The 13,602-nt window shown below is 67.3% G+C and carries 16 protein-coding genes; 12 read left to right on the forward strand and 4 right to left on the reverse strand.

What is annotated here, in order from left to right; translation table 11 throughout:
• Positions 1-66 precede the first annotated feature (66 nt).
• Together AC07PZ_RS10025 and AC07PZ_RS10030 are read left to right on the forward strand one after the other, a co-directional pair.
• Positions 67-1,377 (forward strand): O-acetylhomoserine aminocarboxypropyltransferase, encoded by a 1,311-nt coding sequence (locus AC07PZ_RS10025; RefSeq protein ID WP_495294907.1) that lies wholly within the window; start codon positions 67-69, stop codon positions 1,375-1,377.
• 1 nt (position 1,378) lies between these two features.
• Entirely contained in the window at positions 1,379-2,188 is an 810-nt protein-coding gene (locus AC07PZ_RS10030; RefSeq protein WP_495294908.1) for an alpha/beta fold hydrolase, read from the forward strand.
• 32 nt (positions 2,189-2,220) lie between these two features.
• On the opposite strand, the gene AC07PZ_RS10035 is transcribed toward AC07PZ_RS10030, so the two are convergent.
• Complete coding sequence (locus tag AC07PZ_RS10035) at positions 2,221-2,883, reverse strand: NAD-dependent epimerase/dehydratase family protein (protein ID WP_495294909.1); 663 nt, start codon at positions 2,881-2,883, stop codon at positions 2,221-2,223.
• Positions 2,880-3,278 (reverse strand): thioredoxin family protein, encoded by a 399-nt coding sequence (locus tag AC07PZ_RS10040; protein WP_495294910.1) that lies wholly within the window; start codon positions 3,276-3,278, stop codon positions 2,880-2,882. The genes AC07PZ_RS10035 and AC07PZ_RS10040 overlap by 4 nt, the downstream gene beginning before the upstream one ends.
• Before the next feature lie 111 nt (positions 3,279-3,389).
• Here AC07PZ_RS10040 and AC07PZ_RS10045 point away from each other — a divergent pair, with 111 nt between their 5' ends.
• On the forward strand, positions 3,390-3,734 hold the full coding sequence (locus tag AC07PZ_RS10045; protein WP_495294911.1) for an Mpo1-like protein: 345 nt from the start codon (positions 3,390-3,392) through the stop codon (positions 3,732-3,734).
• Positions 3,735-3,948: 214 nt separating this feature from the next.
• On the opposite strand, the gene AC07PZ_RS10050 is transcribed toward AC07PZ_RS10045, so the two are convergent.
• A complete protein-coding gene (locus AC07PZ_RS10050; RefSeq protein ID WP_495294912.1) occupies positions 3,949-5,178 on the reverse strand; it encodes a YihY family inner membrane protein in 1,230 nt (409 codons plus the stop codon).
• 163 nt (positions 5,179-5,341) lie between these two features.
• Here AC07PZ_RS10050 and AC07PZ_RS10055 point away from each other — a divergent pair, with 163 nt between their 5' ends.
• The 8 genes from AC07PZ_RS10055 (at position 5,342) to AC07PZ_RS10090 (ending at position 10,936) form a co-directional block, all read left to right on the forward strand.
• Complete coding sequence (locus AC07PZ_RS10055) at positions 5,342-5,749, forward strand: DUF2069 domain-containing protein (RefSeq protein WP_495294913.1); 408 nt, start codon at positions 5,342-5,344, stop codon at positions 5,747-5,749.
• The gene (locus tag AC07PZ_RS10060) at positions 5,746-7,164 is read left to right on the forward strand and encodes an FAD-binding oxidoreductase (protein ID WP_495294914.1); all 1,419 of its coding nucleotides are present in this window, start codon (positions 5,746-5,748) and stop codon (positions 7,162-7,164) included. Before AC07PZ_RS10055 ends, AC07PZ_RS10060 begins: the two co-directional genes overlap by 4 nt.
• Before the next feature lie 57 nt (positions 7,165-7,221).
• Positions 7,222-7,491 carry a type II toxin-antitoxin system CcdA family antitoxin gene (locus AC07PZ_RS10065; protein ID WP_495294915.1) on the forward strand — a complete coding sequence of 90 codons (270 nt, stop codon included), beginning with the start codon at positions 7,222-7,224 and terminating at the stop codon, positions 7,489-7,491.
• 1 nt (position 7,492) lies between these two features.
• Entirely contained in the window at positions 7,493-7,807 is a 315-nt protein-coding gene (locus tag AC07PZ_RS10070; protein ID WP_495294916.1) for a CcdB family protein, read from the forward strand.
• Position 7,808: 1 nt separating this feature from the next.
• Positions 7,809-8,642 (forward strand): thymidylate synthase, encoded by an 834-nt coding sequence (locus tag AC07PZ_RS10075; protein WP_495294917.1) that lies wholly within the window; start codon positions 7,809-7,811, stop codon positions 8,640-8,642.
• Positions 8,643-8,730: 88 nt separating this feature from the next.
• The gene (locus AC07PZ_RS10080) at positions 8,731-9,216 is read left to right on the forward strand and encodes a dihydrofolate reductase (RefSeq protein ID WP_495294918.1); all 486 of its coding nucleotides are present in this window, start codon (positions 8,731-8,733) and stop codon (positions 9,214-9,216) included.
• Positions 9,217-9,266: 50 nt separating this feature from the next.
• Entirely contained in the window at positions 9,267-9,869 is a 603-nt protein-coding gene (locus AC07PZ_RS10085; RefSeq protein WP_495294919.1) for a DUF4337 domain-containing protein, read from the forward strand.
• 32 nt (positions 9,870-9,901) lie between these two features.
• Positions 9,902-10,936, forward strand: coding sequence for an NAD(P)H-dependent flavin oxidoreductase (locus tag AC07PZ_RS10090; RefSeq protein WP_495294920.1), 1,035 nt, complete (start codon positions 9,902-9,904; stop codon positions 10,934-10,936).
• 77 nt (positions 10,937-11,013) lie between these two features.
• Here the strand turns inward: AC07PZ_RS10090 and AC07PZ_RS10095 are convergent, their stop codons facing one another.
• A complete protein-coding gene (locus tag AC07PZ_RS10095; protein WP_495294921.1) occupies positions 11,014-11,934 on the reverse strand; it encodes a PAS domain-containing protein in 921 nt (306 codons plus the stop codon).
• Positions 11,935-12,187: 253 nt separating this feature from the next.
• Here AC07PZ_RS10095 and AC07PZ_RS10100 point away from each other — a divergent pair, with 253 nt between their 5' ends.
• Positions 12,188-13,576: a GntP family permease gene (locus AC07PZ_RS10100; RefSeq protein WP_495294922.1), complete on the forward strand. Its 1,389-nt coding sequence runs from the start codon at positions 12,188-12,190 to the stop codon at positions 13,574-13,576.
• Positions 13,577-13,602: the final 26 nt, after the last annotated feature.

Genomic DNA, 13,602 nt, shown 5'->3' on the forward strand with positions numbered 1-13,602 from the left:
CCCTGCCCCGTCACGAGGGTGCGACTGTGGGGTCGCACACGTGACGGAGCGTTACGAAAGTGAGACATGCCAGGCTATTCCGACCCCGGATTCGACACCCTCGCGCTGCACGCCGGCGCCGCACCCGACCCCGCCACCGGCGCACGCGCCGTGCCGATCCACCTCACGACCTCGTTCGTGTTCGAGTCCAGCGACCATGCGGCCGCACTGTTCAACCTGGAGCGCGCGGGCCACGTCTACAGCCGCATCAGCAACCCGACCAACGCGGTGCTCGAGCAACGCGTGTCCGCACTCGAAGGCGGCATCGGCGCCATCGCCACCGCCAGCGGCCAGGCCGCGCTGCACCTGAGCGTCGCGACGCTGATGGGCGCGGGCTCGCACATCGTGGCCAGCACCGCGCTGTACGGCGGATCGCAGAACCTGCTGAACTACACGATGCGCCGCTTCGGCATCGAGACCACCTTCGTGAAGCCCGGCGACTTCGATGGCTGGCGCGCCGCGATCCGGCCGAACACCAAGCTGCTGTTCGGCGAGACGGTCGGCAATCCGGGCCTGGACGTGCTCGACATCCCGACCGTCAGCGACATCGCGCATGCGGCCGGCGTGCCGCTGCTGGTCGACTCGACGCTGACCTCGCCCTACCTGATCAAGCCCTTCGACCACGGCGCCGACCTGGTCTATCACTCGGCGACCAAGTTCCTGTCGGGCCACGGCACGGTGATCGGCGGCGTGGTGGTCGACGGCGGCAGTTTCGACTGGGAGAAGTCGGGCAAGTTCGCCGAGCTGAGCCAGGCCTACGACGGCTTCCACAACATGGTGTTCAGCGAGGAGAGCACGGTCGGTGCCTTCCTGCTGCGCGCGCGCCGCGAAGGCCTGCGCGACTTCGGCGCATCGATGAGCCCGCACACCGCGTGGCTGATCCTGCAAGGCATCGAGACGCTGCCGCTGCGCATGGAGCGCCACATCGACAACACGCAGAAGGTCGTGGAATTCCTGGCCGCGCACCCCTTCGTCTCGCGCGTCGGGCACCCGCTGATGGAATCGCACCCGAGCCACAAGCTCGCCGAAAAGCTGCTGCGCCACGGCGCGCGCGGCGCGGGCGCGGTGTTCAGCTTCGACATCAAGGGCAGCCGCGAGCAGGGCAAGAAGTTCATCGAGACGCTGAAGCTCTTCAGCCACCTGGCCAACGTGGGCGACTGCCGCAGCCTGGTGATCCACCCGGCCAGCACCACGCATTTCCGCATGACGGACGAGGCGCTCGCCGGTGCGGGCATCGGCCAGGGCACGATCCGCCTGTCGATCGGCCTGGAGGATCCGGCGGACCTGATCGACGACCTGAAGCGCGCGCTGAAGGCCGCCGAGAAGGCGGGAGCCTGACATGCAGCTAGTCGTCAACGGACACACCACCTACGCCTACACCGGCGGCAAGGCCTTCGACGCGGCGCGGCCGACGGTCGTCTTCATCCACGGCGTGCTGAACGACCACAGCGTGTGGATCCTGCAGAGCCGCTGGTTCGCCAACCACGGCTGGAACGTGCTGGCGATCGACCTGCCCGGCCACTGCAAGAGCGCCGGCCCGGCGCCGGCCTCGGTCGAGGACGCGGCGGACTTCATCGTCGCGCTGCTCGACGCAGCCGGCGTGCAGAAGGCGGCGCTGGTCGGCCACAGCTTCGGCTCGCTGATCGCGCTGGAAACCGCGGCGCGTGCGCCGTCACGCGTGTCGCACTTGGCGCTGGTCGGCACGGCCTACCCGATGGTGGTGTCGCCAGCGCTGCTCGACAGCGCGCTGAATGCGCCGATGAAGGCCATCGACATGGTCAACAGCTTTTCGCACTCGATGCTGGCGCCGCCGCCATCGTCGCTCGGGCCGGGCACCTGGCTCTACGGCGGTTCACGTGCGCTGATGCGGCGCGTGCTCGCCAGCAACCGCGAAGTCAACGTGTTCCACGTCGGCTTCAAGGCCTGCAACGACTATGCGAATGGCGAGGCCGCGATGGCCGCCGTGCAGTGCCCGGTGCTGTTCCTGCTCGGTGATTCCGACCAGATGACACCGCCACGCGCCGCGAAGACGCTGGTGGCGAAGGCACCCGCCTCGCGCCAGATCGTGACGGTGCCCGCCGGCCACGCGCTCATGACCGAAGCGCCCGACGCGGTGCTGTTCACGCTGCGGGATTTCCTGACGGCCTGAGGCCTGATCCCCGGGCCGATGCCCGGCGCGCGCTAACGCAGCGCGTTGATGTCGACCATTTCGACGAACGGGCTCGGCGCGCCGCGCCGTGCGATCGCGAGCATCGCCTTGCCGATCTGCTCGCTGGTCGTCAGGCCGTTGGGCGACAGCAGTCGCCACAGGCCGAGCACCGGCGCCAGCGCTACATAAGCCGCCTGGTACAGCGGCGTCTTCGAGCGCACGCCGTGCAGCGGCTGGATGATGCCGGGCCGGAACATGTAGGCCGCCTTGAAAGGCAGCTTGAGCAAGGCGTTCTCGGTCGCGCCCTTCACGCGCGCCCACATGATCGGACCGCGCTCGGTGCTGTCGCAGCCACGGCCCGTGACGAAGACGAAGGTCATCTGCGGATTGAGCCGTGCCAGCACCGTCGCCGCGGCCAGCGGCAGGTCGTACGACACGCGCTTGTAGTCGGCCTCGCTCATGCCGACCGACGACACGCCGAGGCAGAAGAAGCAGGCGTCGAAGCCGCCGAGTTGCGCCTCGACCGCGCTGTAGTCGAACATGTCCTTGACGATCAGATCCTGCAGCTTGGCATGCTGCTGGCCGCTCGCGCTGCGGCCGACGCAGAGCACGCGCTCCACGCCGGGATCGAGCAGGCATTCACGCAATACACCCTGGCCGACCATGCCGGTGGCGCCGAACAGCAGAACCTTCATCGTGGAACCTCACTGGGATCGATGGAGAAAACCTCGGGCGCACGCACGATGGCGTCGCGCAGCGCATCGACCATGTCCACAGGCGGCTGCGGCGCCGGCAGTGCTGTCAGCAGGCGCGTGAGCGTCTCGGCATGCGGCAGCAGCGGGCCGAGGAAGTGCGTGCCGGCCTCGCCGACGATCAGCAGCGTGGGAAAGGTCTCGACATCGAAGTCGTCGGCCAACGCCGCATGGTCCTCGATGTCGACCCATGCGAAGCGCAGTGCCGGATGCGCGCGCGCAATCTGCTGGAACAACGGGCGGTATTCGCGGCAGGCGCCGCACCACTCGGCGCACAGGCAGACCACCCAGGTGGCGCCGGCCGGGGCGGCGGACAGTTCAGCGGATGAAACGCGCATGGCGAAAGGTGGGATGGATGGGTGAAAACCGGGCTGGCGCCGTCGGCGGGCCGCACCTATTATGAGTCGCGCCCCGCCATCCTGCGCCGCCGGCGCCAGCAAGGAGACACGATGAACACACAGCCCCTGCACGCAGCGAATGCCGCGGTCGATCCGCGCCGTTTCACCAGCTTCGCCGAGTTCTATCCGTTCTACCTGACGGAGCATTCCAACCTCACCTGCCGACGGCTGCACTTCGTCGGCTCGACGCTGTCGCTCGCGTGCCTGGTGGCGCTGGCCGTGACCGGCCGCCCGCTGTGGCTGCTGGCGGCGCTCGTTGCCGGCTACGGCTTCGCGTGGATCGGGCACTTCGGCTTCGAGAAAAACAAGCCGGCCTCTTTCAAGCGGCCGCTCTACAGCTTCATGGGCGACTGGACGATGTACCGCGACATCTGGCTCGGCCGCGTGAAGATTTGAGTCCCCCGGCTTTTCACGCGCCTTGCGCGTGTAATTCGCCACCCCCCGAGGGGGAGGTGCGGCCGCCTTGGGGCGGCCCGGCGGCGACCGCGGAAGATTTGAGCCCCCCGGCTTTTCACGCGCCTTGCGCGTGTAATTCGCCACCCCCCGAGGGGGAGGCGCGGCCGCCTTGGGGCGGCCCGGCGGCGACCGCCTTCTGAGCGCCGTGCTGCAGCTAACGAACAGCCGGCGCGCCGAGCGCGTCGCGCAGCGAGAGCGTGTCGAGCGGGCCACGGCTCCAGATCGGCTGCAGGGCTCTGGCCCGGGGCAGCATCAGTTGCGTCATCAATGGTTCCAGCGCCGTCGTGTCGGGGTCGGCGAGCAGCACATAGCGCGGCTCGTCGCCTTCGGTCTCGGTGGCCAGCGGGGCGATCCAGTCGAGCCCGACCAGGGTGTCGAGCACGGGCGCGAGTTGCAGCGTGTCGATGCGCAGCCGCTGCACCAGCATGTCGGCCGACAAGCCGCGTGCCGGCGTGGCACGCGCCCGATGCAGGAGTTGCAGCGTCTCGATCGCCAGTTGGAAGGGCCAGCCGGCCGCGTCGCCGACGCGTGCCACGCCGGCCATCAGGCTCGGCAGGTACGCCGCGATGACGGCACCCAGCAGCACGATCACCCAGGCGACGTAGATCCATACGAGCAGGATCGGAACGGTGGCGAAGGCGCCGTAGACCACCGAATAGGTCGGCACCAGGCTGAGGTAGTAACCCAGCACGCGCTTGGCGATCTCGATGGCCGCGGCCACGAAGAACCCGCCCGCCCAGGCATGAGCCCAGCGCACCGCGGTATTCGGCACGTAGTGATACAGCGCGGCCATGCCGCCGGCCAGCAGGACGAATTCGAAGCCGTCGAACAGCGGCTTCAGGAGACTGTCGGCATCGATCACGCCGCGCGACGCGCCGAACAGGTACGACGTGGTGCTCAGGCTGACCGCGAGGATCAACGGCCCGAGCGTGATGGCAGCCCAGTAGATCAGCACGCGCTGCGCGAGCGGCCTCGGCTTGCGCACGCGCCAGATGTTGTTGAGCGTCTTGTCGATGGTCAGGATCAGCGTGATGGCCGTGACCAGCAGCACCACGAGCCCGGCGATGCCGAGCCCGCTGGCCTTGCTGGCGAACTGGTTCAGGTAGCCGAGCACCTGGCGCGCGATGTTGTCGGGGATCAGGCTGTCGATCAACCAGCGCTGCAACCGACCCTGCATCTTCGAGAACATCGGGAACACCGTGAACAGCGCCAGCGCGACGGTGAAGAAGGGCACCATCGCGATCGTGGTCGTGAAGGTCAGGCTGCTGGCCGTGAGGCCGAGCCGGTCGGCCTTGAAGCGCTCGCCGAGCACCACCGCGGTGTTGCGCCACGGGAAGCGCGAGAGGTCCTTCCACAGTTGCTGGCGATTCATGGCAAGTATCATATTGCTCCCCCCAGTCTTCGCGCACTTCGTGTCGCTTCGCCAACCCCCCTCGCCGGGGGGCGACACCGGCGGACCGGCGGAGCCGGATCCGCGGTGTCTCTGGTATTTGGCCGTGACTGTTTCATCGGTTGTCGACGGTTTGATCTGATGGGGAAAAACTGACATGACGACCTCGAACTCATCGGCCTTTTCTTCCGTTGCCACCACCCGCTGGCTTGCCGTCGGCAGCCTGGTCGGGCTGATCGTGCTCGGGCTGGCCTGGGAGATGTGGCTCGCGCCGTTGCGGCCTGGTGGCTCGTGGCTGGCGCTCAAGGTACTGCCGCTGGTCGTGCCGCTGGCCGGCCTGATGAAGAACCGGATGTACACCTACCGCTGGGTCAGCCTGATGATCTGGCTCTATTTCACCGAAGGCGTGGTGCGCGCCTGGAGCGACACCGCGGGCATCAGCCGTGCGCTGGCGCTGGCCGAGGTCGCGCTGTGCCTGCTGCTCTTCGCGGCCTGTGCCTGGCATGTGCGCCTGCGCCTGCACCTGGCCGCCGCGCAACGCCCCCTGGAGATTCCCGTACCGTGACCACACTGATCGAACAACTGCGCGCCATCGTCGGCGATGCCAATGCTCTGACCGAGGGCGACCTCACCGCCTGGGAACAGGACTGGCGCAAGCGCGCGCGCGGCAAGGCGCTGGCCGTGGTGCGGCCGGCCAACACGCAGCAGGTGGCCGACGTGGTCAAGGCCTGCGCGGCAGCAGGCGCCGCGATCGTGCCGCAGGGCGGCAACACCGGGCTCGCGGTCGGCGCGATTCCGGACGCGAGCGGCACGCAGGTGCTGCTGAGCCTGCAGCGCATGAACGCCATCCGTGCGATCGACGCCGCCAACCTCACCGTGACGGTCGAGGCCGGCTGCATCCTCCAGACGCTGCAGGAAGCGGCCGAGAAGGCCGGCTTCCTGTTCCCGCTGAGCCTGGCGGCCGAAGGCAGCTGCACGATCGGCGGCAACCTCGCAACCAACGCGGGCGGCACGCAGGTCGTGCGCTACGGCAACACACGCGATCTCTGCCTCGGCCTGGAAGTCGTCACGCCGCACGGCGAGATCTGGGAAGGCACCAGCGGCCTGCGCAAGGACAACACCGGCTACGACCTGCGCGACCTGCTGATCGGCAGCGAAGGCACGCTGGGCATCATCACCGCCGCCACGATGAAGCTTTATCCGCTGCCGGCCGCCAGGCTGACGGCCTGGGCGGCCGTGCCGTCGCTCGACCACGCGGTCACGCTGCTGGGCATGGCGCACAAGCAGCTCGGCTCGGGCCTCACCGGCTTCGAGGTGATGGGCAAGTTCGCGCTGAGCCTGGTCGCCAAGCACATGCCGCAGCTGCGCGTGCCCTTCATCGACGACGAGGCAACGCCATGGTGTGTGCTGCTCGAGAATTCCGACAGCGAGTCCGAAGACCACGCCCGGTCGCGCTTCGAGGCGCTGCTCGAAGCCGCGTTCGAAGACGGCTGCGTGACCGACGCCGTGGTGGCGGAGAACCTCACGCAGGCGAACCAGCTCTGGCATGTGCGCGAGAACATCCCGCTCGCGCAGGCCGAGGAAGGCCTGAACATCAAGCACGACATCTCGATCGCGGTGTCGCGCATTCCGGCCTTCGTCGCCGAGACCGATGCGCTGCTGCAGCGCGAGATCCCCGGCGTGCGGCTGGTCAACTTCGGCCACCTGGGCGACGGCAACCTGCACTACAACGTGCAGGCACCGGCCGAGGGCGACGCCCGTGCCTTCCTGCGCGACCAGGAAGAGCGCGTGAACACGCTGGTGTACGACGCGGTCGAGCAGTTCAACGGATCGTTCTCCGCGGAGCACGGCATCGGCGAGCTGAAGGTGCACAAGCTCGAGAAGCACAAGTCGCCGGTGGCGCTCGGCATGATGCGCGCCATCAAGCGCGGGCTCGATCCGCAGAACACCATGAATCCGGGACGCGTGCTGCGGGCGTGATGTGCACGTTGGCGTGCGCGTAAAATATGCGCACACACCATGCCCATGGAGAACGACATGCTCCGTTTTGACAACGCCCCCAAGAAAGCCACCAATCTCTCCCTCAACAGCAAGGTGCTGGAGATGGCGCGAGAGCTGGGCATGAACGTCTCGCAGACGGTCGACGGCCTGCTCGCCGAGGAAGTCAAGCGCCGTTACTGGGAGAAATGGGCAGAAGAGAACAAGGAAGGTATGGCCGCTTACAACGCACGCATCGCCAAGGATGGGTTGCCGCTGGCCAAGTACCGCAGTTTCGGACGCAGCCTGGGCGACGGCAAAAAGGATTGAAATGGCGCGCTTCGATGTGTATGCCAATCCCGACCCTGAAGAGCGCGCTGCCATCCCGTACATGCTCGATGTTCAGAGCGACTATCTCCAGGTTCTGGAGACACGTGTGGTCATCCCGCTGTTTGCCGGCGGACGTCTGAAGACGCTCGTTCGCACCTTGAATCCCGTGCTGGAGGTCGCCGGCAAGGACGTAGTCATGGACACGGCGTCCATCGGTGCCGTCCCGATTGGCGAGCTGCGCCGACCGGTCGTCAATCTGGCTCATCGACAACTCGAAATCCAGGATGCGCTCGACGCGCTTTTCGCAGGCTACTGACATGACCACCCACCCCATCCGTTCCCAGTACGAAGACTTCATGCGCCATGTCGACACGCACGGCGTGTACAAGGGCGACCGAACCGGCACCGGCACGAAGAGCGTGTTCGGCCATCAGATGCGCTTCGACCTGAACGAAGGCTTCCCGCTGGTCACGACCAAGAAGGTCCACGTGAAGTCCATCATCCAGGAGCTGCTGTGGTTCCTGACCGGCTCCAGCAACAACAACTGGCTGAAGGAGCGCGGCGTCACGATCTGGGACGAATGGGCACGCGAGGATGGCGACTTGGGCCCGGTGTACGGCGTGCAGTGGCGCAGCTGGCCGACGCCCGACGGCGGCCACATCGACCAGATCGCCGACGTGATCAAGACGCTGAAGAGCAACCCCGATTCGCGCCGCATCATCGTGAGCGCCTGGAACGTGGCGGAGCTCTCGAAGATGGCACTGATGCCTTGCCATGCCTTCTTCCAGTTCTATGTGGCGCCGCCGCAGGCCGCCGGCGAACGCGGCAAGCTGAGCTGCCAGCTGTACCAGCGCAGCGCGGACATCTTTCTGGGCGTGCCCTTCAACATCGCGAGCTATGCGCTGCTCACGCACATGGTGGCGCAGCAGTGCGATCTCGACGTCGGCGACTTCATCTGGACCGGCGGCGACTGCCACATCTACAGCAACCACGTCGAACAGGTCGCGCTGCAACTGAGCCGCGAACCGCGCCCGTACCCGACGCTGCGCATCCTGCGCCGGCCGGACTCGATCTTCGACTACGCGTACGAGGACTTCGTGTTCGATGGCTACGAGCCGCATCCCGCGATCAAGGCACCGGTGGCGGTCTGAGCATGGCCCCCGCACTCGTCACTGGCGTGTACTCGCTGACCCCCGGGTGGGCATCATTCGCCTTGGGGCGACCCTGCGGCGAACGACCATGCGCCTGAACCTGATCTACGCCCGCGCCGCCAACGGCGTGATCGGCAAGAACAACGCGCTGCCCTGGCATCTGCCGGAAGACATGGCGCACTTCAAGCGCATGACAGCCGGCTGCCCCGTGATCATGGGCCGCAAGACCTGGGATTCGCTGCCGCCGAAGTTCCGCCCGCTGCCGGGCCGAACCAACATCGTCGTCACGCGGCAAGCGGGCTGGTCGGCCGACGGCGCGCAGGTCGCGCACAGCCTGCCGGAGGCGATCACGCTCGCGCGCGATGCCGCCGAGGTATGGGTGATCGGCGGCGCGCAGATCTACGCCGAAGCGCTGCCGCACGCGCAGCGCGTGGTCGTGACCGAGATCGCACGCGATTACGAGGGCGACGCGCACGCCCCGATACTCGACGGCACCTGGCACGAGACCACCCGCGAATCGCACGTGGCGGCGTCCGGCCTGGCCTTCGGCTTCGTGACGCTCGAGCGGATTTGAATGCGGGCGGGCTTTCCGCCAGAACAAGCACAACAACAGAAGAAATCCCCATGTCAGACCACGGCTTCCACGTGCACGGCCCGCACGACCACGAACTGGAGCATGCCGCCCAAGGCGGCCACGGCAGCGAGCACCACGGCATCGCCGGCAAGAGCATGACGAACCAGATCGCCGTCTGCACCGCGATCATCGCGACGGTCGGCGCGCTCTTCTCGTACATGGGCGGCGCCACGCAAGCGAACGCCGGGCTCTACAAGAACAACGCGGCCATCAAGAAGACCGAGGCCTCGAACCAGTGGAACTACTTCCAGGCGAAGAGCACGAAACAGGCGCTGACGGAGTTCGCACGCGACGCCGCACCGGATGACCGCAAGCCCGCCTTGCAGACCAAGCTCGACCGCTACGAAAAAGAGAAGAACGAGATCCAGCTCGCCGCACAGAAGCTCGAGGCCGAAGCCACGGACTGGGACCACCAGTCCGACGCGCAGATGCACCAGCATCACCGGTGGGCACAGGCCACGACCGTGCTGCAGGTCTCGATTGCGCTGGCGGCCATTGCCCTGTTGACCAAGAAGAAGTGGCTGGAGTACGGCATGCTGGCCCTGGCCGGCGTCGGTGTGCTGGTCGGTGCGGCCGCCGCCTTCCACCTCTGACCCGGCGCCTCGTGCGCCCACTGGAGCCTTCAATGAACATCTCCGAACTCCTCGGCATCGAACTGCCGATCATCCAGGCGCCGATGGCCGGCGTGCAGGGCAGCGCGATGGCGATCGCTGTGTCCAACGCGGGCGGACTCGGTTCACTGCCCTGCGCGATGCTCACGCCCGAGTCGATGCGCGCCGAGTTGCAGGCCATCACGGCGGGGACCGCACGGCCCTACAACGTTAATTTCTTCTGCCACGTGCCGCCGACACCCGATGCTGCGCGTGACCGTCGATGGCATGACGCGCTCGCGCCCTACTACGCGGAATTCGGCATCGACGCATCGGCGATCGCGTCCGGCGCCGGACGCGCGCCGTTCAGCGATGCGGTGGCCGACGTGCTCGCCGAGTTCAAGCCGCCGGTCGTGAGCTTTCACTTCGGACTGCCCTCCCCCGCACTGCTGCAACGCGTGAAGTCGTGGGGCGCGAAGGTGCTGGCTTCGGCCACCACGGTTGCGGAGGCGCGCTGGCTTGAGGCGAACGGTGCCGACGCCATCATTGCGCAGGGCCTGGAGGCCGGCGGCCATCGGGGCATCTTCCTCAGCGACGATCTGACGACCCAGATCGGCACGATGGCGCTGCTGCCGCAGGTGCTGCGCGCCGTGCAGGTGCCGGTGATCGCGGCCGGCGGCATTGCCGACGCTCAGGGCGTCAAGGCCGCGCTGGCGCTGGGCGCGGCCGGCGTGCAGATCGGTACGAGCTACCTGCTCTGCCCGGAAGCCACCACCACCGCGCTGCATCGGGCGGCACTGAAGAGCCCGCGCGCGGAGCACACCGTGCTGACCAACCTGATCACCGGACGGCCTGCACGCGGCATCCCCAATCGCCTGATGAACGAGCTCGGACCGATCGGCGAGGCCGCACCGGCGTTTCCGCTCGCCACAGCCGCGCTCGTGCCGCTGAAGGCCGCTGCCGAAAAGCAGGGCCGCGACGATTTCTCGACGCTGTGGTCGGGCCAGAACGCATCCGGCTGCCGCGAGATCCCGGCCGCCGAACTGACGCGCCTTCTCGCAAACGCCTGAAGGTGCGACGCCAAGCCGCGGCCCGATGCCGCGCGCATCCGCTGGCGCACCGATCCGTCAGCGGATGAGTGGGTGCCTCAGCGCACCAGGTCGCGCTGCGCCAATGCGGCTTCCAGGCTGCCGATGCGCGCACGGGCCGCCGACAGACGGGCCTCCAGTTCAGCGATCCGGCTCGCCTGTTTTTCTGCGCTGCTCGCGAGCCTCCGTTTGGAGATTTCCTGCGCCGTACCGTGCAGCGCCACGACCGCGCCATGCGCGTCCCGCAACGCCGCGCCGCGCGCCTCGAGCCATCCCCGCCGCCCACTGGCATGGATGTACTCGAGCTCCAGCGTGTAGGCCTCGCCGAGGCGGATGGCGCGGCCGACCGTGCGCTCGAACCGGAGCCAGCTTTCGGGGCTGAAGCACGACGCATGCTCGCCCAGGCTGGGTGGGGCGAGCGCCGGATTGCGGCCGAAAAGCTCATAGAGCTGCATCGACCAGGTCGTCGTGTCGCTCGCCACATCGAATTCCCAGCTGCCGATCTGTCCCAGCGTCTGGGCCTGCTGCAGATCGGCTTCGCTCTGACGCAGCAAGGCGCAGGCCTTTTCGGTCTCGAGCGCCTGTTGCTGAAGCTGCGCCTTCATCTCGTGAAGGCGGCTCACATCCGTCACCTGGACGATGAAGCCGAGCACCTTGCCGTTCACGACATGCGGCAGATAGTTCACGAGACCGGGTCTTTCCGGGCGCCGCGAATCGACCGGCATGCGATCGAACTCCTGCGGAATACCCTGCAGCACACCGCGGATGTAGGGCTCGCTGCGAGCGAAGAGTTCGGGACCGAGCAGGTCGCGCAGCGAACTGTCGAACAGCTGCGAGGCCCGCACATCGAACCATCGCTCGTAGGCCTGGTTGGCAAACCGGCACTGCAGGTCGCGGCCCCAATACGACAGCATGGACGGCAGGCTCTGCACGATGGCCCACACGGGATCGTTGAAATCGATCGGCGAGTCATCGTCCATGGCAGGTTCTCCCGGTCATCTCGGTGTGGCGACGAAATCACCGCCATCGCCGGCATGCATCAGCGCTCGTTGAAATGCTACGGTAAATTTCGGCGCCGACGAAGAGCGTCCGTCACGCGCTGAAGATCGGGCACGGCGGCGCCCGGCCTGCGGCCAGCACAGGCGCATTCTTCAGATGCTATGGTGTGCGGCCGCCACGAATGAGCCCTCAGGGCCTCGTGCGGCGTTTCAAGCAACATTCGAACTGCCAAACATGAATTCAGGGGATATCGAACTGCTGGTCATTGCACTCGTCAGCGTGCTGGGACTGGTCGCACTCATCGTGTCCAAGCCCAAACTGCATCCGCTGCTGGCCCTTCTGGTCGTCTCGGCGGCCGTGGGCCTGACCACCGGCATGCCGCTGGACCGGCTCGTGCGCGCCATCTCCGACGGTGCCGGCAAGACGCTGGGAGCGGTCGGCCTGGTCGTGGCACTGGGCGCCATGCTGGGGAAGATCCTGGCGGACTCCGGCGTCACGGACAGCGTGGCCAACGCCATCGTGAGCCGCTCTTCGCGCAGGGCCCTGCCCTGGGCCATGAGCGGCGTCGCTTTCATCATCGGCATCCCCATGTTTTTCGAGGTCGGCCTGGTCGTGATGCTGCCGCTGATCTTCGGCGTGGCTCGAAAACTGGAATCCGAACAACCCGGCAGCGGATCCGCCTATGTCTACGTGGGCGTGCCGGTGATCGCCGCACTCGCGGCCATGCATGGCATGGTGCCGCCCCATCCGGGCCCGTTGACCGCCATCGCCACGCTGAAGACCAGCGTGGGCGCGACCATGCTCTACGGCTTCATCGCCGCGATCCCAGCCATCGTGCTGGCCGGCCCGGTATACGGCGCCTTCATCGCGCCTCGCCTGACCGTGCGGCCGGACGACGCCCTGGTCGCGCAGTACGCGCCGGATGCCGACCACGGCGCGGCGTCGGCACCAAAAACTTCGCCCCCCATCGGCCTCGGGCTGCTCACGGCGCTGCTGCCCGCCTTGCTGATGCTGTTCCACGCGCTGGGCGAAGTCGTGCTGGCCAAGGGCTCGCCCCTGCTGCACGTCGCCGCCTTCGTGGGCAACCCGATCATCGCCATGCTGCTCGGCGTGATCTTCGCGGTCGTGGCCTTGAAGCCCGGCCAGCCCGAGGCGGTGCGCAAGGCGCTCAGCCAGAGCGTCAAGCCCGTCGCCAACGTGCTGCTCATCATCGCGGGTGGCGGTGCATTCCAGCAGGTGCTGACCGACGCCCATGTCGGCGACGCCATCGTGCACATGAGCCATCAGCTTGCACTGTCGCCGCTGCTGCTCGGCTGGCTGATCTCGATGTTGCTGTCGGTCTCGACCGGTTCGGCCACCGTCGGCATCGTGGGTGCGGCCGGCCTGCTGGCGCCGCTCGCGGCTTCCGGCACGACCGTCAACCAGCCTTTGCTGGCCCTGTCGATCGGATGCGGCTCGCTGTTCTTCAACTACGCGAATCACGCCGGCTTCTGGCTGGTCAAGGAATCGTTCGGCATGAGCATGGGCGAGGCGACCAAGACCATCTCGGTGGTCCAGTCCATCGTCGCGGTGGTCGGGCTTGTGATGGTGCTGCTGCTGAACCTGCTGCCGCCCCTGGTTTGAACGGGCCGCCCGCCGTCGCACGAAAG

Source organism: Variovorax sp. GW821-FHT10B04 (genome assembly GCF_059415645.1).